The sequence below is a fragment of the Kribbella sp. genome (assembly GCF_035687465.1).
In the GTDB taxonomy this organism is placed as follows: domain Bacteria; phylum Actinomycetota; class Actinomycetes; order Propionibacteriales; family Kribbellaceae; genus Kribbella.
The window spans coordinates 1-20539 of sequence record NZ_DASRXP010000425.1; the positions used below are offsets into that span (position 1 = coordinate 1).

A 20539-nucleotide genomic window follows, 5' to 3' on the forward strand; every position below is an offset into this window, starting at 1 on the left:
TCGCCGGTCTCGACGAGCGCAAGCGACAGCAAGGGCGAGCAGGCGGCCGGCGCTGGGACCAACGATGCACCGTCCGCTCCTGGCAAGAGCGCCTGTCCGGAGGTGCACCCGATCTTCCAAGGCGACAACGGCGGACCGGCGGCAGGGACCGGCCTCGACCTCGCAATGCCCGTCTACGGCCTCCAGGCCTGTCGCTATCGGCTGACGACGGGGGCGACCATGCTGCTGGGCTCGGGCAGCTTCAACGCGTCCACGGCCCAGCAGATCGTCGATGACATCAAGGTGCTGCCCGAGCGGAATCCCGACCTGCCGGTGTTCAAGTGCGCGCCGTCAATGGCGCAGCCGTCAGAGGCCATCGTGTTGCGCTTCGATACGGGCTCGGGGGTGGTGCGGGAGATCTGGGTCCAGTACGACGGCTGCGCGGCGGTCGGCTTCCTCACCGGAAGCCGTACGTACGGTCTGTACGCCCCACCGCTCAAGCTGTTCATGACGGGCACGCTCCGACCCACCGGCGGCACCTACCTGGACGGCCTCCAGGGCTGGTAGCGATAACGGTTCGCGGTCGGCTGGGGTGGGCGGTCAGACTGGGGCCATGGGTCATGTGGATGTGGCGGGGATCGGGTTCGAGCTGCCGGACGGACGGGTGCTGCTCGACGACGTCACCTTCCGGGTCGGGGACGGCGCCAAGGTCGCGCTGGTCGGGGCGAACGGGTCCGGCAAGACCACGTTGACCAGGATCATCGCGGGCGACCTGAAGCCGCACAGTGGCAGCATCAGCCGGTCTGGTGGGCTCGGAGTGATGCGGCAGTTCGTCGGCTCGGTCCGGGACTCCTCGACCGTGCGGGACCTGTTGCTGGGCGTCGCGCCGGCCGCGATCCAGACCGCCGCGGCGAACCTCGACCAGGCCGAGCTGGCGATGATGGAGGCCGACGACGAGAAGACCCAGCTGCGCTACGCCCAGTCCGTCTCCGACTGGGGCGAGGTCGGCGGTTACGACGCCGAGGTCCTCTGGGACGTCTGTACTACGTCCGCGCTCGGCATCCCCTTCGACAACTGTCGCTGGCGCGAGGTGAAGACCCTGTCGGGTGGTGAGCAGAAACGTCTCGTCCTCGAGGCTCTGCTGCGTGGTCCCGACGAGGTACTGATGCTGGACGAGCCGGACAACTACCTCGACGTACCGGGCAAGCGTTGGCTCGAGGAGCAGCTGAACGCGACCCAAAAGACCGTGCTCTACATCAGCCACGACCGGGAGTTGCTGGCCAACACCGCGACCCGGATCGTCACCGTCGAGCTGGGTGCGGCCGGCAACACCGCGTGGACCCACGGCGGCAGCTTCAAGACGTACCACGCGGCCCGCGAGCACCGGTTCGAGCGCTTCGAGGAGCTCCGCAAGGTCTGGGACGACGAGCACGCCAAGCTGCGCGCGCAGATGCTGATGTACAAGCAGAAGGCGGCGTACAACTCGGACATGGCGTCGCGCTACCAGGCGGCGCAGACCCGGCTGCGCAAGTTCGAGGAGGCCGGTCCGCCGGAGGCGATCCCGCGCCAGCAGAAGGTCAGCATGCGGCTGACCGGCGGCCGCACCGGCAAGCGCGCGGTGATCACCACCGGCCTCGAGCTGACCGGCCTGATGAAGCCCTTCGACCTGGAGGTCTGGTACGGCGAACGCGTGGCCGTGCTGGGCTCCAACGGCTCGGGCAAGTCGCATTTCCTCCGGCTGCTGGCGAACGGTGGTTCCGATCCGGACATCGAGCACCAGCCGGTCGGGGACGTGAAGATCCCGACGGTCGCGCACACTGGCAACGCCAAGCTGGGCGCGCGCGTACGGCCCGGCTGGTTCGCCCAGACCCATGAGCACCCCGAGCTCGTCGGGCGCACGCTGCTCGACATCCTGCACCGCGGTGACGACCATCGTGACGGGATGGGCCGCGAGCTGGCTTCGCGCAAGCTGGACCGGTACGAGCTGGCCCATGCGGCCGAGCAGACCTTCGACAGCTTGTCGGGCGGTCAGCAGGCGCGGTTCCAGATCCTGATGCTCGAACTGTCGGGCGCGACGCTGCTGCTCCTCGACGAGCCGACGGACAACCTGGACGTCGAGTCCGCGGAGGCGCTGGAGGAAGGCCTCGACGCGTTCGACGGCACGGTGCTCGCGGTCACCCACGACCGCTGGTTCTCCCGGGGCTTCGACCGCTTCCTGGTCTTCGGCAGCGACGGCTCGGTCTACGAGTCTCCCGAGCCGGTCTGGGACGAAGGCCGAGTCGAGCGCGCCCGCTGACGGTGAAGCGAGAGTTTTGCCGTCAGTGCTAACGGCCGGTGCGACGGTCGTAGTAGCGGGACTGGCGGGCTCGCTGGCTGCAGGTGGGGTGGCAGAACGTGCGCCGCTGGTGGGTCTTCACGTAGAGCATCCGGCAGTCCGGGCCGAGGCAGCGGGTCAGGCCGGCGGCGTCCGGGCCGGTGACGAGGGTGATCGCCTCGGTCGCGAGCCGGGCCAGGACCCGCGTGGTCCCCGAGCTCGCCGAGTCCTGCACGGCCAGCGGGTCGCCGTCCTCCGACCAGCGCAGTCGCAGTGACGACTGGGACAGCGCCGCGGAGTCGTTGACCGCGTCGATCGCCTCGAATCCGGGGTGATCCCGGTCGGCCCGGGCCGCGAGCACCCGGTGGAGGTGGTCCCGCAGTTCGCGGACCCGGACGGCATCCCGGGCCGGGATGTGGATCGCCTGCGCCCGGTGCAGAGCGGCGTACGAGCCGAACCAGCCACGGACGAGTTCGGGCGTGGCGAGGAAGTCCACGACCTCCCCGCGGTGCACCGCGCGGGTGTTCGCGAATTCGACCACGAAGGGCTCGGTGCCCAGCAGTGGGTACTCCACCAAGCTGACGATAACAACGATCGTCAGCCGTCAGCGGCAACCCAGCCTTTCCGATAGGCATCCCAGTGTTCCGGGGTGGCGGTGAAGTCGACGTACAGGGCGACGCCGAAGTTCTGCCGGTCCGAGTCCCCGAGCCCGAGCCGGGCCCCGCGCACCGCGGCAGCGACGGTCTCGGCCGAACCCCAGTGCGACGGGTCGTTCTCCCAGTACGCCGGGAGTCCCATCAGCAGGTCGACGTCCGGGGGAGTGACCTCCAGGGCGCGCTTGGTCTGCCGGGCCACGAATCCGCCGTACAAGGACTCCAGGGGCATCGCGGTGTCGTAGGACATCACCGCGATCTGGTCGACCCGCCGGGCCACCTCACCGAAGTACTGCTGCGACCACCACTTGCCGTGGCCGGTGATGGCGATCGTGAAGCTGTGCAGCCCGCGTACCGGGTCGATCTGGGCGGCCGCGACCGACAGCGGAACATCCCGAGCCTCGGTCAGCGCGTGCACCTGGTCGAGGACGGCCAGGTAGCCCTTGGAGCCCGAACGCACCGGCTCGAAGTCGAAGTGGACGCCGTCGAAGCCCGCCTCGAGTACGGCTGCCGATGAGGCGGTCACGCGGTCGCGGACGGCCGGATCGTCGAGGTCCATGCCGGGGTCTTCCTCCGGCTGCACGATGTCGCCGAGCCAGGCCTGCACGCGGATCGACGGCATGGCCTGGTGGACCGCGTCGATGAACCAGCGCGCCTTCGGTGAGACCGTTGCCAGCGGCAAGCTTCCGTCGTGTTCCAGAGGGCCGGCGTGGACGTAGAGGTCACGAATCCCTGTTCCCTTGAGCTGGTTGGCCAACGCCGTGACGTCTGCGGCTGATTTACGGCCGTCGACCCAGGCGTGTCCTAGCCAGACTGCGTCCTCTCCTCTCGTCCGGGCTTCGGCCGAGGGAGTGCCGGTGTAGTGCAAACGCAGCGAAACAGCGAGCACGCCCAGCGGTAAGGGGATCAGCAGGAAGAAGGCCAGGGCTAGCGAGATCAGCACCCGGCGCCGTCGGGACCAGCCGCGCCAGCGTTCCACCAATGACATCCGCGCCTTCGCCGGCGACGATCCGGGCTTCGGCGTGGGCTTCACGGGCGGCGACCAGGGCGTAGGCCGTCGTACACGAGTTCGAGCATGCGATCGCGGACAGCCGGTTCCAGGTTGCGCACCGTCGCGCCCCGGGAGGCTCCGATCAGCAAGGCGTAGACCTCCGGCGCCTCGGCATCGGCCCGTACTGCGCCGCTCTGCTGGGCGCGGGTGAGCAGCTGATCGAAGGCCTGGCGCATACCCGTCCCCGCGTTCTTGGCGTCGTCGCCGACCGCGGTGCCGGCCGCGCTCAGCGCGTCGGCGATGGCCAGCTTCGAGGCCGCCTCGGACACGACCTGGCTGAAGAAGCCGAAGAACGCCTCGCCGGCATCAGCAGCGCCGGCCAACTCGACCGCGCGGTCACGCAGCCGCTCGAGCCGCAGGGTGAGCACCGCCTCGAGCAGTTCGACCTTGGTCGGGAAGTGTCGGAAGACGGTGGCGATCCCGACGTCGGCCAGCTTGGCGACGTCATCGGTCGAGGCGCCCGGCGACCGCCCGAAAACCTCTTCGGCCGCGGTCAGGATCCGGGCCCGGTTGTCCCGCGCATCAGCTCGCAACGGCTTTGTCCTCCTCGATTCCTGCACAGCCTAGGAGACGCCGCCCAGCGCCCAGAGGTTGTAAACGAAGTTGCCACTCCGTATATTGCGGAGTCACCACTCCATTTAAGGTGAATCCATGACTCCAGAAGAAACCTTCCTGCGCCTGGTGCAGGGTGTCGCCGACCGCGACTTCGACGTACTGCCCGGGCTGTATGCGGAGGAGGTCGACGTCCGCCACCCGATGGCGCCCGGTGGGGACGAGCCGCTGCTCACTAGGGAGGCGCTGCGGGAACACTTCGGTGTGACCGGACCGCGTGTTGCCGAGACAGTGCGATTCCAGCCGGACAACATCCGGATCCACCAGACCCAGGACCCCGAGGTGATCGTCGCGGAGTTCGACTACGCCGGCACCGTGATCGCCACCGGCGAGGCGTTCCGGGTGCCCTGTGTGTTCGTACTCCGGGTCCGCGACGGCCTGATCGTCGAGTCGCGGGACTACATCGACCACGTCGCGATGGCCCGGGCGCGGGGGCAACTCGACGTACTGATCGACTCTCTCCAGCAGCGGAACCCGGCGTAGTAGTGCGGCGTCGAAGTCCGCAGAAGCGCAGAAACGGCCCCGGTCCCTGGCAGCGAAGCCGGACCGGGGCCGTTCCCAAGACCCCTCGAGATTCCCCCTCAAGCGTTGACCCTCCGCACGCCGAGTGGGGATGAGTTCAGCGCCTTGGCCGCGATCACGAGGCCCGCTGCCGCCAGCACGATGTCCTTGAACACGTACTGCGCCTCCAGCGTCGGCGTCCCCGGGAACAGGTCCCCGAAGAACAGCACGAGCGGCGACATGATGCCGACCAAGGACATCCCCAGCACCAGCAGTCCGGTGCGCAGGAACCTCCCGGTGACCAGCGTGATCCCGATGAAGCACTCCATCACCGCGGTGAGCAGCAGTGCGGCCTGCCCGTCGATCACTCCCAGCGTGAGGGTGTCGATGGTCCGGATCACGAGCGCCTCGGCCGGGCTCGCACCGGGGAAGAACTTCAGGAGGCCGAAGGCCAGGAAAACCAGGCCCAGGCTGACTCGCAGGATGTCGATGCTCTGCCGGCCGAGCCAGCCGGAGAGGCGGTTGCCTTTGACAAGTAACGCGTTCATGGTGGGTTCTCCCTGGTAGCAGCTGATGACGTGTCTTCAGCCTCCCGGGAACACCCCCTCCACCGCGTCCGGCCGACGGCGACACCTGCCGTACCCCGCCGGCAGTAGTACTCAGTACTCCGGACTCCCCTGTACGGCGTACCTCTCAGGGCTGCCCTGATACCTACGGGAGCAGGCGTCGTGGAAGCGAACGGCCCCCCGACCGCGTTGGTCGAGGGGCCGATCGGGCAGCGCAACGGGTCAGCGGTCGCCCATCGGGACGTACTGCACGCCGCGGGCGCCGGTGTAGATCTGCTTCGGCCGGGCGATCTTCTGGTCGCTGTCGCCCAGCATCTCCAGCCACTGCGCCAGCCACCCCGAAGTACGGGGGATGGCGAACAGCACGGTGAACATCTCTGGCGGGAACTGCAGTGCCTCGTAGATCAGGCCGGAGTAGAAGTCGACGTTCGGGTAGAGCTTGCGGGAGACGAAGTACTCGTCCTCCAGCGCGATCTTCTCCAGCTCGACGGCGATCTTCAGCAGCGGGTTGATCCCCGTCACCTCGAACACGTCGTCGGCGGCCTTCTTGATGATCTTGGCGCGCGGGTCGTAGTTCTTGTAGACCCGGTGACCGAAGCCCATCAGCCGCTCCTCGCCGGCCTTCACGCCCTCGATGAAGGAGGGGATGTTGTCCAGCGAACCGATCCGGCGGAGCATCTTCAGGACGGCCTCGTTGGCGCCGCCGTGCAGCGGGCCGTAGAGCGCGCCGATGCCGCCGGCCACCGCCGTGTACGGGTCGACGTGGGTGGAGCCGATCGCCCGGACCGCGTTGGTGGAGGCGTTCTGCTCGTGGTCGGCGTGCAGGATGAACAGGATCTCCAGCGCCCGCACCAGGCGGTCGTCGGCGGCGTACTTGGGCTCGCTCATCTTGAACAGCATGGACAGGAAGTTCGCCGCGTAGCTGAGCTCGTTGTCCGGGTACACGTACGGCTTGCCCTGCGCGTGCCGGAAGGCGAACGCGCCGAGCGTCGGGATCTTGGCGATCATCCGGATGATCTGCAGCGCCCGCGACTGCTCGTCGAAGATGTCGCGCGACTCCGGGTAGAAGGTGGACAGGGCGCCGACCGAGGCGAGCAACATGCCCATCGGGTGCGCGTCGTAGCGGAAGCCCTGCATGAAGGTCTTCAGGTTCTCGTGCACGAACGTGTGAATCGTCACGTCGTGCACCCAGGTCTCGTACTCCGTCTTGGTCGGCAGCTGGCCGTTCACCAGGAGGTAGGCCACCTCCAGGTAGTTCGACTGCTCGGCGAGCTGCTCGATCGGGTAGCCCCGGTATTCGAGGATGCCCTTGTCGCCGTCGATGAAGGTGACGGAGGAGCGGGCGGAGGCGGTGTTGACGAAGCCCGGATCGTAGGTGGCGAGGCCACCGTCGGCCTCGGTGGCGCTGATCTGCTTGAGATCGGAGGCACGGATGGTGCCATCGGTGATGGCAAGGTCGTAGTCCTTGCCGGTCCGGTTGTCCCGGACGGTGAGCGACTGTTCGGTCACAATGCCCTCTTCGGAAGCTGGCGCCATCGCCTGGTGAGTGAGGGTTATCGTCAGCCGGCGGGACGCGGATCGGACTGCAATCTTCACCGCTAAACTAGTGCTGTCCTCAGCTGCTTCCAAGCCGGGGTCCCCTGGTGGCCTGGGCTCACTTTGACCCCGGGGTGTTCGCGCCGGTATTCTGGGCTGCTGTTGTGCGTTCCAGGTCTCCGCCGGGTATGGCGGACCGCTCGCCGACGCTCCAGTTTTGTCACCTCTCTGAGAAACGAAGGTCAACGACCGTGCGCACGTACAGCCCGAAACCTGCTGACGTCACCCGTGAGTGGCATGTGATCGACGCCACCGACGTCGTGCTCGGTCGGCTCGCCGTCCAGATCGCCACCCTGCTGCGCGGCAAGCACAAGCCGACGTTCGCGCCGCACGTGGACGGCGGCGACTTCGTCATCGTCATCAACGCGTCCAAGATCGCCCTGTCCGGCAACAAGCGGACGGACAAGCTGGCGTACCGCCACTCGGGTCACCCGGGTGGTCTGACCGCCACCCCGGTCGGCGAGATCCTCGCGAAGGACCCTCGCAAGGCCGTCGAGAAGGCTGTCTGGGGCATGCTCCCGAAGAACCGTCTCAGCCGGCAGCTGCTCGGCAAGCTGAAGGTGTACGCCGGTCCGGAGCACCCGCACAGCGCCCAGCAGCCGAAGCCTTTCGAGATCACCCAGATCGCCCAGTAGAGCGATCGACGAGCCAGGTAAACGAGGATTCCCAGCGTGAGCGACATCACCACCGAGACCGACACCGACACCGAGGTCCCCATCGACACCGAGGGCCCGGTCGCCTACACCTCCGAGACGAACCCGACCCCGGAGCAGCGGGCCGAGACCGGCCGCGTCGCGGTGATCAACCCGGCTGGTGCGACCGGCCGCCGCAAGGAGGCCGTCGCTCGCGTCCGCCTCATCCCGGGGACGGGCTCCATCACCGTCAACGGTAAGCCGATCGACGTGTACTTCCCGAACAAGGTGCACCAGCAGCACGTGAACGAGCCGTTCGTCGTCGCCGGCCTCGAGGGCTCGTACGACGTCATCGCGCGGATCAACGGCGGCGGCATCACCGGCCAGGCCGGTGCGCTGCAGCTGGGGATCGCCCGGTGCCTGAACGCCGCCGACGAGGAGGCGAACCGGCCCGGTCTGAAGAAGGCCGGTCTGCTCAGCCGCGACGCGCGGATCAAGGAGCGCAAGAAGGCCGGCCTGAAGAAGGCCCGTAAGGCTCCGCAGTACAGCAAGCGCTGATTTCCTGATGGGCCGTTTGTTCGGCACGGACGGAGTCCGTGGCCTGGCGAACGTGGACCTGACCGCGGAGCTGGCGCTCGACCTCTCGGTCGCCGCCGCTCACGTACTCGGCGAGGCCGGTGCCTTCGAAGGGCACCGGCCACGCGCCGTTGTGGGCCGGGATCCGCGCGCCAGTGGTGAGTTCCTGGAAGCGGCGGTGGTGGCCGGTCTGGCCAGCGCCGGCGTCGACGTGGTCCGGCTCGGCGTGCTGCCGACGCCGGCCGTCGCCTACCTGACCGGGGTGACCGGTTCGGACCTGGGCGTGATGCTGTCCGCCAGCCACAACCCGATGCCGGACAACGGCATCAAGTTCCTGGCCCGCGGGGGGATCAAGCTCGACGACCCGATCGAGGACGCCATCGAGGCCCGGATGGGCGAGTCGTGGCAGCGCCCGACCGGTGCCGCCGTCGGCCGGGTGCTCGACGACGGCCAGGGCTTCGAGACCTATGTCTCCCACCTGGTCCGGTCGGCCCCGAACCGCTTCGACGGGCTGAAGGTCGTGATCGACTGCGCGAACGGCGCCGCCTCGCTGACGGCCCCGGAGGCACTGCGCCGGCTCGGCGCCGAGGTGATCACCTACTCGGCCGCACCCGACGGCCTGAACATCAACCTGAACTGCGGCTCCACCCACATGGAGGGCCTGCGCCGCGAGGTGATCGGCCACGCCGCCGATCTCGGCATCGCCCTCGACGGTGACGCCGACCGTTGCCTCGCGGTGGACGCGACCGGCGAACTCGTCGACGGCGACCAGATCCTGGCGATCCTCGCGCTCTCGATGCGCGACAGCGGGCGGCTGCTGAACGACACCGTGGTCGCGACCGTGATGAGCAACCTCGGCTTCGTCCAGGCGATGGTCCGCGAGCGGATCGCGGTCGAGCAGACCAAGGTCGGCGACCGCTACGTCCTCGAGGCGATGAAGGCCGGCGGCCACAAGCTCGGCGGCGAGCAGTCGGGCCACGTGATCCTGTCCGACCACGCCACCACCGGCGACGGCACCCTGACCGCGGTGGTGCTGCTGGCCCGTCTCGCGCAGACGGGCAAGACCCTGCGCGACCTGGCCGGCGTGATGACCCGCCTCCCGCAGATCCTGGTGAACGTCCCGAACGTCGACAAGGCACGGGCCGGCACCGACCCCGACGTACAGGCCGCTGTGGCCGAAGCGACTACTCGCCTGGGTGACACCGGCCGGGTCCTGCTCCGCCCGTCCGGCACGGAACCCCTGGTCCGCGTCATGGTCGAAGCCGAGTCCTCGGACACCGCCCACACCATCGCCCACTCCCTCGCCGAAGTAGTGGCCACCGCCCTCAAGCTCTAGCCCTCACCCGCCCTGGCAGTACTACGGTGTCGATGCCGGGCCGGTGGTTCCGACGTCTCCGGTGAGAGTCGTCGTCAGGCGGCTCCAGTGGTGGAAGGTGGCTGGTGCTTGATGAACAGGCCTCAGGCTGTGCGGGAGATGTTCAGGGCGTTCGCGGCGGGGGATCGGGAGGCCGTGGAAGGGATCTTCGCCGGCGAGTTCAGTTTCTCGACCCCGTTGGACGTCGGCCTGGACCGGGCCGGGTACTTCGAGCGGTGCTGGCCGGGGGCCGGGGCGGGTGGCCAGGTCGAGTTCGTCCGGTTGCTCGAGGTCGGTGACGAGGTGGTCGCGACGTACGAGTCGAAGCAGGCCGATGGCAGGACAGGCCGTAACACCGAGGTCTTCACGTTCGACTCCGACGACCGGGTGACGCAGGTCGAGGTCTACTTCGGCTGGAGTGTCTAGCGCGGTAGGGGAAGGGCTGTGGGCGGGATGTGCATAATCATGCAAGGTAGTGCATACTATTCCTATGTCCAAGGTCCTCACCTCCCTGCCTACCGGCGAGCGCGTCGGCATCGCCTTCTCCGGCGGCCTCGACACGTCGGTCGCGGTCGCGTGGATGCGCGACAACGGTGCCGTCCCGTGCACCTACACGGCTGACATCGGCCAGTACGACGAGCCGGACATCGCCTCGGTGCCCGGCCGTGCGCTGGCGTACGGCGCCGAGATCGCGCGCCTGGTCGATTGCCGGGCGGCGCTGGTCGAGGAGGGCCTGGCCGCGCTGACGTGCGGCGCGTTCCACGTCCGCTCCGGTGGGCGCTCGTACTTCAACACCACGCCGCTCGGCCGGGCCGTCACCGGGACGCTGCTGGTCCGGGCGATGATCGAGGACGACGTCCAGATCTGGGGCGACGGGTCGACCTTCAAGGGCAACGACATCGAGCGGTTCTACCGGTACGGCCTGCTCGCGAACCCGCATCTGCGGATCTACAAGCCGTGGCTGGACGCCGACTTCGTCAGTGAGCTCGGCGGCCGTATCGAGATGAGCCAGTGGCTCATCGAGCACAACCTGCCCTACCGCGACAGCAAGGAGAAGGCGTACTCCACCGACGCCAACATCTGGGGCGCCACGCATGAGGCCAAGACCCTGGAGCACCTCGACACCAACATCGAGACCGTCGACCCGATCATGGGCGTGCGGTTCTGGGATCCGTCGGTCGAGATCCTGCCCGAGGACGTGACGATCGGCTTCGAGCAGGGCCGGCCGGTGACGATCAACGGCAAGGAGTTCGGCAGCGCGGTCGACCTGGTGATGGAGGCGAACGCGATCGGCGGCCGGCACGGGCTCGGGATGTCCGACCAGATCGAGAACCGGGTGATCGAGGCGAAGAGCCGCGGTATCTACGAGGCTCCTGGAATGGCGCTGCTGCACGCGGCGTACGAGCGGCTGGTGAACGCGATCCACAACGAGGACACGGTCGCGAGCTACCACAACGAGGGTCGGAGGCTCGGGCGGCTGATGTACGAGGGTCGCTGGCTCGACCCGCAGGCGCTGATGGTGCGGGAGGCGCTGCAGCGGTGGGTCGGTACTGCGATCACCGGTGAGGTGACGCTGCGGCTGCGGCGGGGCGAGGACTACTCGATCCTCGACACCGACGGCCCGGCCTTCAGCTATCACCCGGACAAGCTGTCGATGGAACGCACCGAGGACTCGGCCTTCGGTCCGGTGGACCGGATCGGCCAGCTCACCATGCGGAACCTGGATATCGCGGACTCGCGCGCCAAGCTCGAGCAGTACGCGAGCATGGGCATGATCGGCACCTCCCACCCGGCGCTGATGGGCGCGGCCCAGGCAGCCTCGACCGGCCTGATCGGCGCGATGCCGCAAGGTGGCGCCGAAGCGATCGCCTCCCGCGGCGAGGTCTCCGAAGACGAAGAAATGCTGGACCGCGCCGCCATGGAACTCGGCACCGACTAGCCCGTACTACGGGCCCGGGCGCCGCAAGTGGGCCTACATCGCCGCGTCGAGGTGGTCGCGTCGGGGACGGAAACTGTCCGCGTGCTCTCGTAGGGTGACGACATGACTACGGGGGCGGATGGGTTCGAGGTGGTCCATATCGAGCTCGACAAGTACAACGGGCCGTGGTCCGGAGTGGCCGATGTGGGTGGGCGGCCGCACTATTTCCAGGCCAGGTGGTCGCTGCCGGGGGACGCGGATCCCGAGGGTGGCTACTTCGTCTGGCCGGTCGATGCCGAGACGTTCGCGTTGGAGCGGGAGGCGTGGGGGATCTTCGTGCGCTGGAACGCGAGGTTCGAGGCGGGCGAGGCGGGGCTGGATTCCCATCCAGGAGTGGGCGGGATCGACCCGCGGTACGACGAGCTGGACGGTCTGCTCAAATCCAGTCGCGAGGTGCCGCCGGATGCCCGGGTGCTCTGGGGTGACATCGAGTATCTGATCGGCGATGGCGTCCAGCGCTACCGGGTCGAAGGGTGCGACTACGCGATCCGGTGGCGATCAAGCGATTGATCATCAGCTGTGGGTGTCCGGTGTTCGGCTCGGGGTGACGACGGATCGCCGTTTCCCCTTGACCGGCCTCGGCGGCGTGGGTAACTTTCGTGGCCGGGGACCCGTCTTGTAATTCAATTACGTTGGGGGCTGGTCATGACCACCTTGCGCCGCTTCGCATTCGCCACACTCACCACTGTGACGGCCACCTCGATCGTGGCCGCCCTCGCGCCGGCCGCCGCCCTCAGTGCGCCACCTCCAGATCAGCAACAACCTGGTCCGCCGGCCTCGTTCGCGAGTGTGCAGCAGGCCACCAGGGCGATGCAGGGGATGACGCTCGAAGAGAAGATCGGCCAGATGTTCGTGCTGTTCGCCTACGGCCCGGACGCCTCCAAACCCGACGCCCGCAACACCAGTCTGTACGGCGTCGCGACCCCGGCCGAGGTGGTCGCGAAGTACAAGCCAGGCGGGTGGATCTACTTCAACGCGCGGGACAACGTCACCAGCCCGACCCAGTTGGCGACGTACTCGAACCAGTTGCAGACCGCGGCCACCCGGACCGGCCTGCGAATCCCCCTGACGATCGCCACCGACCAGGAGCAGGGGGTCGTGGTCCGGATCGGGCCGCCCGCCACCCAGTTCGGCGGCAACATGGCCCACGGCGCGTCCCGCAGTACCGCTGACGCCCGGACCGCGGCCGGCATCACCGGGCGTGAGCTGAAGGCGATGGGGATCCGGCAGGACTACGCGCCGGTCGCCGACGTCAACGTGAACGCGCTCAACCCCGTCATCGGCGTTCGCTCCTTCTCCAGTGATCCCAAGCTGGTGAGCGACCTGACCGTCGCCCAGGTCCAGGGGTACCAGAAGGACGCCGGCATCATGGCGACCGCGAAGCACTTCCCGGGCCATGGTGACACCCGCGACGACAGCCACAACTCGCTGCCGACGATCAACCACACCTTGCAGGAGTGGAACACGATCGACGCGCCGCCCTTCAAGGCCGCGATCAAGGCCGGTATCGACTCGATCATGACCGCGCACATCGTGGTCCCGTCGCTCGACCCGTCGCTCGACCCGGCGACGCTGAGCAAGCCGATCCTGACCGGCGTCCTGCGCCAGCAGCTCGGTTTCAAGGGCCTGATCATCACCGACGCGCTGGAGATGGCAGCGGTCCGGGCGAAGTACGGCGACGCCGAGGTCGCGGTCCGCGCGATCGAGGCCGGAGCCGACCAGGTCCTACTGCCGCCGGCGCCGGACGTGCAGTTCAACGCGGTCGTCAACGCGGTGAAGTCGGGCCGGATCAGCGAGCGACAGGTCAACGAGAGCGTGCTGCGGATCCTGCTGTACAAGCTGAAGAACGGCGTCCTCTTCCAGCCGCTCGTGGACGTGTCGAAGGTCCCGTCGAAGGTCGGTACGCCGGCCAGCCTCGCCTCCGCGCAGAAGATCGTGGACAAGTCGATCACCCTGGTCAAGAACGACACCTCGACCCTGCCGCTCGCCAACACCCCGCGGAAGGTCCTGGTCACCGGTTGGGGCGTCGCCACCACGGCAGCGCTGGGCACGAGCCTCACCAACCGCGGCGCCACCACGACGGTCGCGCAGACCGGAGCGGCTCCCACGGACGCGGCGATCGCTGACGCGGTCACCAAGGCGCAGGCGAATGACGTGACGGTCGTCCTGACCCAGAAGGCCTGGGACACCACCGTCACCGACAAGCTCGCCAAGCAGCAGAAGCTCGTCAAGGATCTGCTCGCCACCGGCAAGACCGTGATCGTCGTCGCCGTCCGCGACCCGTACGACATCGCGTACTTCGACGCGGCCCCGACGTACCTGGCCACCTACGGCTACCAGGGTGTCTCGATGGAGTCGCTGGCGAAGGTCCTCTACGGCGAGATCAAGCCGACCGGCAAACTTCCCGTCGACATCCCGGTCGCCGGCGAGCCGACGACCCCGCTCTACCCGTTCGGCCACGGTCTCAGTTGGTGACGACCCACCCCCGCCCCGACCGACCCCGTCCCGTCAGACCCCGCTCGAAGGAGATCCGATGAAGCGCCGCAGTTTGCTGGCGGGTGCCGGTGCACTCGCTGCCGCACCGCTGATCGACATCCCGGCCGCCACCGCGGCCGCGCCTGCCAAGGACAAAGGAGTGACCACCGGCGCGCAGTCGTTGGCGAAGGATGGGTGGAAGGCGCTGGCCGGCCAGAAGGTCGGCGTGATCAGCAACCCGACCGGCATCCTGGACGACCTGAACCACATCGTCGACACGATGCACGCTTCCGGCAAGGTCAACGTGGCCGCCGTGTTCGGGCCCGAGCACGGCTTCCGCGGCAGCGCCCAGGCCGGCGGATCCGAGGGCGACCACGTCGATCCGCGGACCGGGATCATGGTCTACGACGCGTACGGCGCGAACGCGGCCAAGCTCGTCACGCTCTACCAGAAGGCCGGTGTCGAGACAGTGGTCTTCGACATCCAGGACGTCGGCTCGCGGTTCTACACCTACATCTGGACCATGTACGAGGCGATGCTCGCCGCGGTCCAGACCGGCGCCAAGTTCGTCGTACTGGATCGGCCCAATCCCGTCGGCGGGTATGCGCGCGGTCCGATGCTGAAGCCCGGTTTCACCTCGGGGGTGGGCAAGGAGGAGATCATCCAGCAGCACGGCATGACCGTGGGCGAGCTGGCCCGGCTCTTCAACGCGGAGTACCTGCCGCTGGACGCGAACGGCGCCCGGCTCAAGGAGTTGCAGGTGATCCAGGTGAAGGGCTGGAAGCGCGACCAGTTGTACGCCGACACCGGGCTGACCTGGGTGATGCCGAGCCCGAACATGCCGACGCCGGACACCGCTCTGCTCTACCCCGGCGCCTGCCTGTTCGAGGCGACGAACATGTCCGAGGGGCGTGGCACGACCCGGCCGTTCGAGCTGATCGGGGCGCCGTACGTCGACTACAAGTGGGCGCAGGCACTGCAGGCCAAGAACATCCCGGGCATCGACTTCCGCGAGGCGTACTTCACGCCGTTCATCTCCAAGAACGCGAACGTGCTCTGCGGCGGCGTCCAGATCCAGATCACCGACCCGCACAAGGTGGAGGCGATCGTCGCCGCGACCCACATGATCGTCGAGGCGAAGAAGCTGTACCCGGGGTTCGCCTGGCGGACCGGTGACAATCCGCCCGGCCGCTGGATCGACCTGCTCACCGGCTCGGACCGGTTCCGCACCATGCTGGACGGCGGCGCCACCGCCGAGGCGATCATCGCCGCGTGGCGCACTGAGACCGACGCCTGGACCGCCCGGCGGGCGAAGTACCTGCTGTACAAGGGAGATCACCGGTGAAGCGACTCCTCGCCCTCACGGTAGCCTCTACCCTGATGCTCACCATGGCCAGCCCTGCAGTTGCTTCAGGCAACAAATCCGGACGCTTCGACCACCCGTACGACGGCTACGCGCCGAAGTCGACGTTGCTTCGTGACTCGACGCCCGCCAAGGCCGGCCTCGACCCCGCGCCGATCGACACGGCCCTGGCCCAGGTCGAGGCCTGGACCCGGCCGAGCGGCACCGTGAAACCCCTGTACGCCGGTGCGGTGACGCTGCTCGGTCACGACGGCAAGGTGGTCACCCGCGAGGCGACCGGGCTGGCGCTGAAGTACTCCGACGGCAACGGTACCGAGTTGCCCGCGGACCAGCAGATCCCGATGCGCACCGACACCATCTTCGACATGGCGTCGGTGTCCAAGCTGTTCACCTCGATCGTGGTGATTCAGTTGGTGGAGAAGGGCAAGGTCGGCCTGGACACCCCGATCGCGACCTACGTGCCGGAGTTCGGGCAGAACGGCAAGGAGGCGATCACGGTCCGGCAGGCGCTGACCCACACCACCGGGCTGCCCTCCTGGTTGCCGTTGTGGAGCGCTCAGCCCGATCCGGCGTCGCGGATGCAGATGGCACTGACGGCCAAGCCGACCAGCGTGCCCGGTACGACGTACCTGTACTCCGACCTGAACCTCATCTCGCTGGGTGAGCTGGCGCACCGGGTGACCGGCAAGACGCTGGACAAGCTCGTCGCCGACGGCATCACCAAGCCTCTGCAGATGCGCGACACCGGCTACAACCCGGACGAGAAGAAGAAGCCGCGGATCGCCGCCACGGAGTACCAGACGGCCCCGCCGCGGGGCATGGTCTGGGGTTCGGTGCACGACGAGAACGCGTGGTCGCTGGACGGTGTCGCCGGGCATGCCGGGGTGTTCTCCACCGCGGACGACCTGGCCGTGCTGGCGCAGACCTTCCTGAACGGCGGCAGCTACCGAGGGGCGCGGATCCTCAAGGAGAACTCCGTCACCGCGATGATCACGAACTTCAACCAGGCCTTCCCGGGCAACGACCACGGGCTCGGGTTCGAGTTGAACCAGCGCTGGTACATGGGCGGCCTGTCGAGTCCCCGCACTGCGGGCCACACCGGCTACACCGGCACCTCGATCGTGATCGACTTCGACTCACGGTCGTTCGCGATCCTGCTCACCAACCGGGTTCACCCGAGCCGCAACTGGGGCAGCAACAATCCGGCGCGGCGGGCCGTAGTACAGGGCCTGGCGCTGTCTCTGGGGGTTGGACCACAGCACGGCAAGGACGCATGGTTCTCCGGGACAACGGACGCCAGTACTGCGACGCTCGCGGCCAAGGTCGCAGTACCGGCTGCCGGGGCGAACGTGTCGTTCGATCTGTTCGTGGACACCGAGGACACGGATCTGCTGTATCTGGAGAGTTCCACCGATGGGACGACCTGGAACAAGGTGCCGTTCACGGTTCGCGATCGGGGCACGGTGATCGACACCGACGGTTCGATCAGCGGGTCCGGCGACCGGCACTGGCATCAGGTCTCGGCGGAGCTCGGCGCGGGTGACCAGACACTGCGCTGGCGGTACGCCTCGGACCCGCTGTACCAGGGCCGCGGGGTGTACGTGGACGGCGTGAAGATCTCGTCGGGCCGGCAGGTGCTGTTCGACGGAGAACGAACGCCTGAATCATTTGTCGCAACAGGTTGGAGACTTTCGCGTCGGTGACCCCGCTCGGTGCTCATTCGCCGTACGGTGGCGTCATGACTTCAGTTACCTCTCCTGAACCCACGGGGCCGCTGCTGGTCCGGGTCCGCGCGGTGATGCCCGCGCTGGCGCCGGCCGAGCAGCGGGTGGCGAACGCGGTCCTCGCGGACCCGGGCGGAGTGGCGGCGATGACGATCTCCGAACTGGCCGAGGTGGCGTCCACCTCGGAGACCACGGTCATCCGGTTCTGCAAGCAGATCGGCGTTCCCGGATACCCGCAGCTCCGCCTGCAGTTGGCGGCCCAGTCGGCGACGGAGAACATCAGACCCGAGGTCGGCGGTGACATCGAGCCGGGAGACTCGCTCGCCGACGTCGTCGGCAAGGTGGCCTTCGCGGACGAGCGCGCGGTCCGCGAGACCGCCCAGCAGTTGGACGTGGACGCGCTCGCCAAGGTGGTCGCCGTGGTGGCCAAGGCGCCACGGGTCGACCTCTACGGGTTCGGCGCGAGCGCCTTCGTGGCGCTCGACCTGCAGCAGAAGCTGCACCGGATCCGCCGGGTCGCGTTCGCCTGGTCGGACGTGCACGTCGCGCTGCCGAGTGCGGCGCTGCTCGGCGAGGGTGACGTCGCGATCGGCATCTCCCACACGGGGACCACCGTCGAGGTGGTGGAGGCGCTCGAGGAGGCCGCCAAGCACGGTGCCACCACGGTCGCGGTGACGAACTTCCCGCGCTCGCCGCTGGCCAAGACCGCTGATCTGGTGCTGACCACGGCCGCCCGCGAGACGACGTACCGGTCGGGTGCCATGTCCAGCCGGATCGCGCAACTGACGGTGATCGACTGCCTGTTCATCGGCGTGGCCCAGTCGGTACTGCCGGACGCCCGTAAGGCACTGGAAGAGACGGCCAGTGCGGTGCGTGGACACCGGCTCAAGGGTTCTGTCAATGATCAACAGAATTGAATTTCCTTCAGTAGGAAACTAACATCGACGCTGTGATCACACCCACGGAGCAGCGCAACCCCAGGACGCTCGCGATCGATGCGGTGGGCACCACCGAGATCCTCCAGCTGGTGAACGCGGAGGACGCTCGCGTCGCGGGCGCGGTCCGCGCCGCGATCCCCGAGCTCGCGCGGGCCGTCGACGCCGCTGTCGAGGCGGTCCGGAGCGGGGGCCGGGTGCACTACTTCGGCGCCGGGACCTCTGGCCGGCTCGCGGTACTGGACGCGGCCGAGTTGCTGCCCACCTTCCACGCCCCGGACGACCTGGTCGTCGCGCACCACGCGGGCGGGATGGAGGCGTTGTTTCGCGCGGTCGAGAACGTCGAGGACTCGGAGGAGGGCGGTGCCGCCGACGCGGCGACTGTCACCGAGCTTGATCTGGTGATCGGTCTCGCGGCCTCTGGCAGCACGCCGTACGTCGCGGGCGCGTTGCGCGCGGCCCGGGCGGCCGGCGCGACCACCGCACTGGTGACGTCGAACCCGACGCCCCCGCTGGCGGCGTACGCGGACATCGTGATCGCGGCGGACACCGGGCCCGAGGTGATCGCCGGTTCCACCCGGCTGAAGGCCGGTACCGCGCAGAAGATGATCCTGAACAGCTTCTCCACCACGCTGATGATCAAGCTCGGCCGGACCTGGTCGAACCTGATGGTCGACATGGTTGCCACCAACAACAAACTGCGCGGCCGGATGCTGCGGATCCTGGCCGAGGCGACCGGTGCGGATCCCGAGGCGTGCGCGACGGCGCTGGTCGAGGCCGACGGCGAGCTCAAGCCGGCCCTGGTCCACCTTCTCAGCGGCAGCCCGGTCTCCGAGGCCCGCGAGGCCCTTGAAGAAGCCGGCGGCCGCGTCGCGGTTGCCCTCGGCCGCCTGGGCGCCCCTGCCTGAGATCGCCCGAACTGGTCCTCCAAGCGGGTGCGGAACTGGACCTGTAGACCAGACCGATCCACTCCTACGGTGAAGGTACCGAACAAACCTGAGCCGTTGGGAGTAGGGCTATGAGTGACATCGCCTGTCAGATCGCTACCGCCGGTACGCCGGTCGTCGCGGCTCGCCCGGCGCGGCTGCTGACGCCGCGGTTCAGCAAGTTGCTGATGATGGTGTTCGGCTCCGGGCTCAGCATGTACCTGCTCACGTCGGTGGTGCCGCTCTACCTGGCCGCCAACGGGTCCGGTGGCGTCGGTGCCGGGCTCTCGACCGGCGCGATGATGCTCTCGGCCGTCGCGATGGAACTGCTGGTCCCGAGAATGCTCAAGGGGATCGGCTACCGCGGCACCCTCGGACTGGGACTGGTCCTGCTCGGCGCTCCGTCGCTCGTGCTGCTGCTCAGCGCGTCGCTGCCGCTGGTTCTCGTCGTCTGCGTGGTCCGGGGAGCCGGCCTCGCCATCCTGGTCGTCGGTGCGGTCGCGCTCGTCGCGGACCTCACTCCCGCGCATCGCCGTGGCGAGGCCTTCGGGGTGTACGGGCTGGCGGTGGGTCTGCCGGCTGTCATCGGACTGCCGCTGGGTGTCTACCTGATCGAGTACGTCGGCTTCGGCGGACTCTTCGTTCTTGGGGCAGTCGCCTCCCTCGTCGGACTAGCTGCCGTCCCGGCGATGCCTCAGCGCAGTACTGGTGCTGAAGAGCAGCACGTGAAGGTGCTGGGCGGATTGCGGGGGAGTGGGCTGTTGATGCCGACCTTCGTGTTCGCCGCGGTGACTGTGGCTGCCGGCATCAGCGTCACCTTCGTACCGTTGGCCGTTGCCGGCGACAACCACTCGCTGGTCGCGACCGCCCTGCTGGTACAGGCGATCACCGCTCCCGCAGCACGGTGGCTCGCAGGTCGCTACGGCGATCGAGTCGGTTCGGTGAAGCTGTTGTGGCCGGCGCTTGTGCTGGCTGCCGTCGGCGCAGGATCGCTGGTCTTCATTGGTAGCGCGGTCGCGATCGTCACCGGGGCGGCGTTGTTCGGCATCGGCTTCGGCGCCGCTCAGAATCTGACGCTCGCGACCATGTACGACCGGGTCCCGAAGTCCCGGTACGGCCAGGTCAGCGCCCTTTGGAACTTGGCGTACGACGGTGGCTGGGGTGTCGGCGCCATCGTCTTCGGCATGGTCGTCGCCGGCACCGGCTACTCGGTCGCCTTCGGCCTGACCGCCGCCATCGTCGCCCTCGCCATCATCCCCGCCGCCCGGGCTGCTCTGAGGGACTAGAGATCGGCGCTGACCGGG

At 68.2% G+C, this 20539-nt stretch carries 20 protein-coding genes; 15 read left to right on the plus strand and 5 right to left on the minus strand.

Annotated features, from left to right (window positions below):
• Together VFG33_RS21880 and VFG33_RS21885 are read left to right on the plus strand one after the other, a co-directional pair.
• Positions 1-546 (plus strand): hypothetical protein (locus VFG33_RS21880; protein WP_325054779.1); only part of this gene is annotated, 546 nt, incomplete at its 5' end.
• 46 nt (positions 547-592) lie between these two features.
• Positions 593-2275 (plus strand): ABC-F family ATP-binding cassette domain-containing protein, encoded by a 1683-nt coding sequence (locus VFG33_RS21885; protein WP_325054780.1) that lies wholly within the window; start codon positions 593-595, stop codon positions 2273-2275.
• A 28-nt stretch (positions 2276-2303) separates the two neighbouring features.
• Here VFG33_RS21885 and VFG33_RS21890 read toward each other — a convergent pair whose 3' ends face one another.
• The 3 genes from VFG33_RS21890 to VFG33_RS21900 are packed head-to-tail and all read right to left on the minus strand — an operon-like array spanning position 2304 to position 4530.
• A complete protein-coding gene (locus tag VFG33_RS21890) occupies positions 2304-2867 on the minus strand; it encodes an ABATE domain-containing protein (protein WP_325054781.1) in 564 nt (187 codons plus the stop codon).
• Positions 2868-2890: 23 nt separating this feature from the next.
• Entirely contained in the window at positions 2891-3934 is a 1044-nt protein-coding gene (locus tag VFG33_RS21895) for a glycoside hydrolase family 18 protein (protein WP_325054782.1), read from the minus strand.
• Between the two features lie 41 nt (positions 3935-3975).
• Positions 3976-4530, minus strand: a complete 555-nt coding sequence (locus VFG33_RS21900) for a TetR/AcrR family transcriptional regulator (protein WP_325054783.1) — start codon at positions 4528-4530, stop codon at positions 3976-3978.
• 118 nt (positions 4531-4648) lie between these two features.
• Here VFG33_RS21900 and VFG33_RS21905 point away from each other — a divergent pair, with 118 nt between their 5' ends.
• Positions 4649-5092 carry a nuclear transport factor 2 family protein gene (locus VFG33_RS21905; RefSeq protein ID WP_325054784.1) on the plus strand — a complete coding sequence of 148 codons (444 nt, stop codon included), beginning with the start codon at positions 4649-4651 and terminating at the stop codon, positions 5090-5092.
• 98 nt (positions 5093-5190) lie between these two features.
• Here the strand turns inward: VFG33_RS21905 and VFG33_RS21910 are convergent, their stop codons facing one another.
• Positions 5191-5658 carry a DoxX family membrane protein gene (locus VFG33_RS21910; RefSeq protein ID WP_325054785.1) on the minus strand — a complete coding sequence of 156 codons (468 nt, stop codon included), beginning with the start codon at positions 5656-5658 and terminating at the stop codon, positions 5191-5193.
• Between the two features lie 240 nt (positions 5659-5898).
• Positions 5899-7185 (minus strand): citrate synthase, encoded by a 1287-nt coding sequence (locus tag VFG33_RS21915; RefSeq protein ID WP_325054786.1) that lies wholly within the window; start codon positions 7183-7185, stop codon positions 5899-5901.
• Between the two features lie 278 nt (positions 7186-7463).
• On the opposite strand from VFG33_RS21915, the gene rplM reads away from it, so the two are divergent.
• The 12 genes from rplM to VFG33_RS21975 all read left to right on the plus strand — a co-directional run bounded on the left by rplM (position 7464) and on the right by VFG33_RS21975 (position 20521).
• Positions 7464-7907: a 50S ribosomal protein L13 gene (gene rplM, locus VFG33_RS21920; protein WP_325054787.1), complete on the plus strand. Its 444-nt coding sequence runs from the start codon at positions 7464-7466 to the stop codon at positions 7905-7907.
• A gap of 36 nt (positions 7908-7943) precedes the next feature.
• A complete protein-coding gene (gene rpsI / locus VFG33_RS21925) occupies positions 7944-8462 on the plus strand; it encodes a 30S ribosomal protein S9 (RefSeq protein WP_325054788.1) in 519 nt (172 codons plus the stop codon).
• 7 nt (positions 8463-8469) lie between these two features.
• Positions 8470-9816: a phosphoglucosamine mutase gene (gene glmM / locus VFG33_RS21930; protein ID WP_325054789.1), complete on the plus strand. Its 1347-nt coding sequence runs from the start codon at positions 8470-8472 to the stop codon at positions 9814-9816.
• A 111-nt stretch (positions 9817-9927) separates the two neighbouring features.
• Positions 9928-10260, plus strand: coding sequence for a nuclear transport factor 2 family protein (locus VFG33_RS21935; RefSeq protein WP_325054790.1), 333 nt, complete (start codon positions 9928-9930; stop codon positions 10258-10260).
• 64 nt (positions 10261-10324) lie between these two features.
• Positions 10325-11773 (plus strand): argininosuccinate synthase, encoded by a 1449-nt coding sequence (gene argG / locus VFG33_RS21940; RefSeq protein ID WP_325054791.1) that lies wholly within the window; start codon positions 10325-10327, stop codon positions 11771-11773.
• A gap of 102 nt (positions 11774-11875) precedes the next feature.
• Positions 11876-12322 carry a hypothetical protein gene (locus VFG33_RS21945; RefSeq protein ID WP_325054792.1) on the plus strand — a complete coding sequence of 149 codons (447 nt, stop codon included), beginning with the start codon at positions 11876-11878 and terminating at the stop codon, positions 12320-12322.
• Between the two features lie 135 nt (positions 12323-12457).
• Complete coding sequence (locus VFG33_RS21950; RefSeq protein WP_325054793.1) at positions 12458-14287, plus strand: glycoside hydrolase family 3 protein; 1830 nt, start codon at positions 12458-12460, stop codon at positions 14285-14287.
• 58 nt (positions 14288-14345) lie between these two features.
• Positions 14346-15632, plus strand: coding sequence for an exo-beta-N-acetylmuramidase NamZ family protein (locus tag VFG33_RS21955; RefSeq protein WP_325054794.1), 1287 nt, complete (start codon positions 14346-14348; stop codon positions 15630-15632).
• Between the two features lie 44 nt (positions 15633-15676).
• The gene (locus tag VFG33_RS21960) at positions 15677-17353 is read left to right on the plus strand and encodes a serine hydrolase domain-containing protein (RefSeq protein WP_325054795.1); all 1677 of its coding nucleotides are present in this window, start codon (positions 15677-15679) and stop codon (positions 17351-17353) included.
• A 35-nt stretch (positions 17354-17388) separates the two neighbouring features.
• A complete protein-coding gene (locus VFG33_RS21965) occupies positions 17389-18291 on the plus strand; it encodes a MurR/RpiR family transcriptional regulator (RefSeq protein WP_325054796.1) in 903 nt (300 codons plus the stop codon).
• Between the two features lie 32 nt (positions 18292-18323).
• On the plus strand, positions 18324-19217 hold the full coding sequence (gene murQ / locus VFG33_RS21970; protein WP_325054797.1) for an N-acetylmuramic acid 6-phosphate etherase: 894 nt from the start codon (positions 18324-18326) through the stop codon (positions 19215-19217).
• A gap of 110 nt (positions 19218-19327) precedes the next feature.
• The gene (locus VFG33_RS21975) at positions 19328-20521 is read left to right on the plus strand and encodes an MFS transporter (protein ID WP_325054798.1); all 1194 of its coding nucleotides are present in this window, start codon (positions 19328-19330) and stop codon (positions 20519-20521) included.
• The last annotated feature ends 18 nt before the right edge of the window (positions 20522-20539 follow it).

Coding starts and splice junctions, on each gene's coding strand:
- VFG33_RS21885 (WP_325054780.1), top strand. CDS start 593: ATGGGTCATGTGGATGTGGCGGGGATCGGGTTCGAGCTGCCGGACGGA.
- VFG33_RS21895 (WP_325054782.1), bottom strand. CDS start 3,934: ATGTCATTGGTGGAACGCTGGCGCGGCTGGTCCCGACGGCGCCGGGTG.
- VFG33_RS21905 (WP_325054784.1), top strand. CDS start 4,649: ATGACTCCAGAAGAAACCTTCCTGCGCCTGGTGCAGGGTGTCGCCGAC.
- VFG33_RS21910 (WP_325054785.1), bottom strand. CDS start 5,658: ATGAACGCGTTACTTGTCAAAGGCAACCGCCTCTCCGGCTGGCTCGGC.
- glmM (WP_325054789.1), top strand. CDS start 8,470: ATGGGCCGTTTGTTCGGCACGGACGGAGTCCGTGGCCTGGCGAACGTG.
- VFG33_RS21935 (WP_325054790.1), top strand. CDS start 9,928: ATGAACAGGCCTCAGGCTGTGCGGGAGATGTTCAGGGCGTTCGCGGCG.
- argG (WP_325054791.1), top strand. CDS start 10,325: ATGTCCAAGGTCCTCACCTCCCTGCCTACCGGCGAGCGCGTCGGCATC.
- VFG33_RS21945 (WP_325054792.1), top strand. CDS start 11,876: ATGACTACGGGGGCGGATGGGTTCGAGGTGGTCCATATCGAGCTCGAC.
- VFG33_RS21950 (WP_325054793.1), top strand. CDS start 12,458: ATGACCACCTTGCGCCGCTTCGCATTCGCCACACTCACCACTGTGACG.
- VFG33_RS21955 (WP_325054794.1), top strand. CDS start 14,346: ATGAAGCGCCGCAGTTTGCTGGCGGGTGCCGGTGCACTCGCTGCCGCA.
- VFG33_RS21960 (WP_325054795.1), top strand. CDS start 15,677: ATGGCCAGCCCTGCAGTTGCTTCAGGCAACAAATCCGGACGCTTCGAC.
- VFG33_RS21965 (WP_325054796.1), top strand. CDS start 17,389: ATGACTTCAGTTACCTCTCCTGAACCCACGGGGCCGCTGCTGGTCCGG.
- VFG33_RS21975 (WP_325054798.1), top strand. CDS start 19,328: ATGAGTGACATCGCCTGTCAGATCGCTACCGCCGGTACGCCGGTCGTC.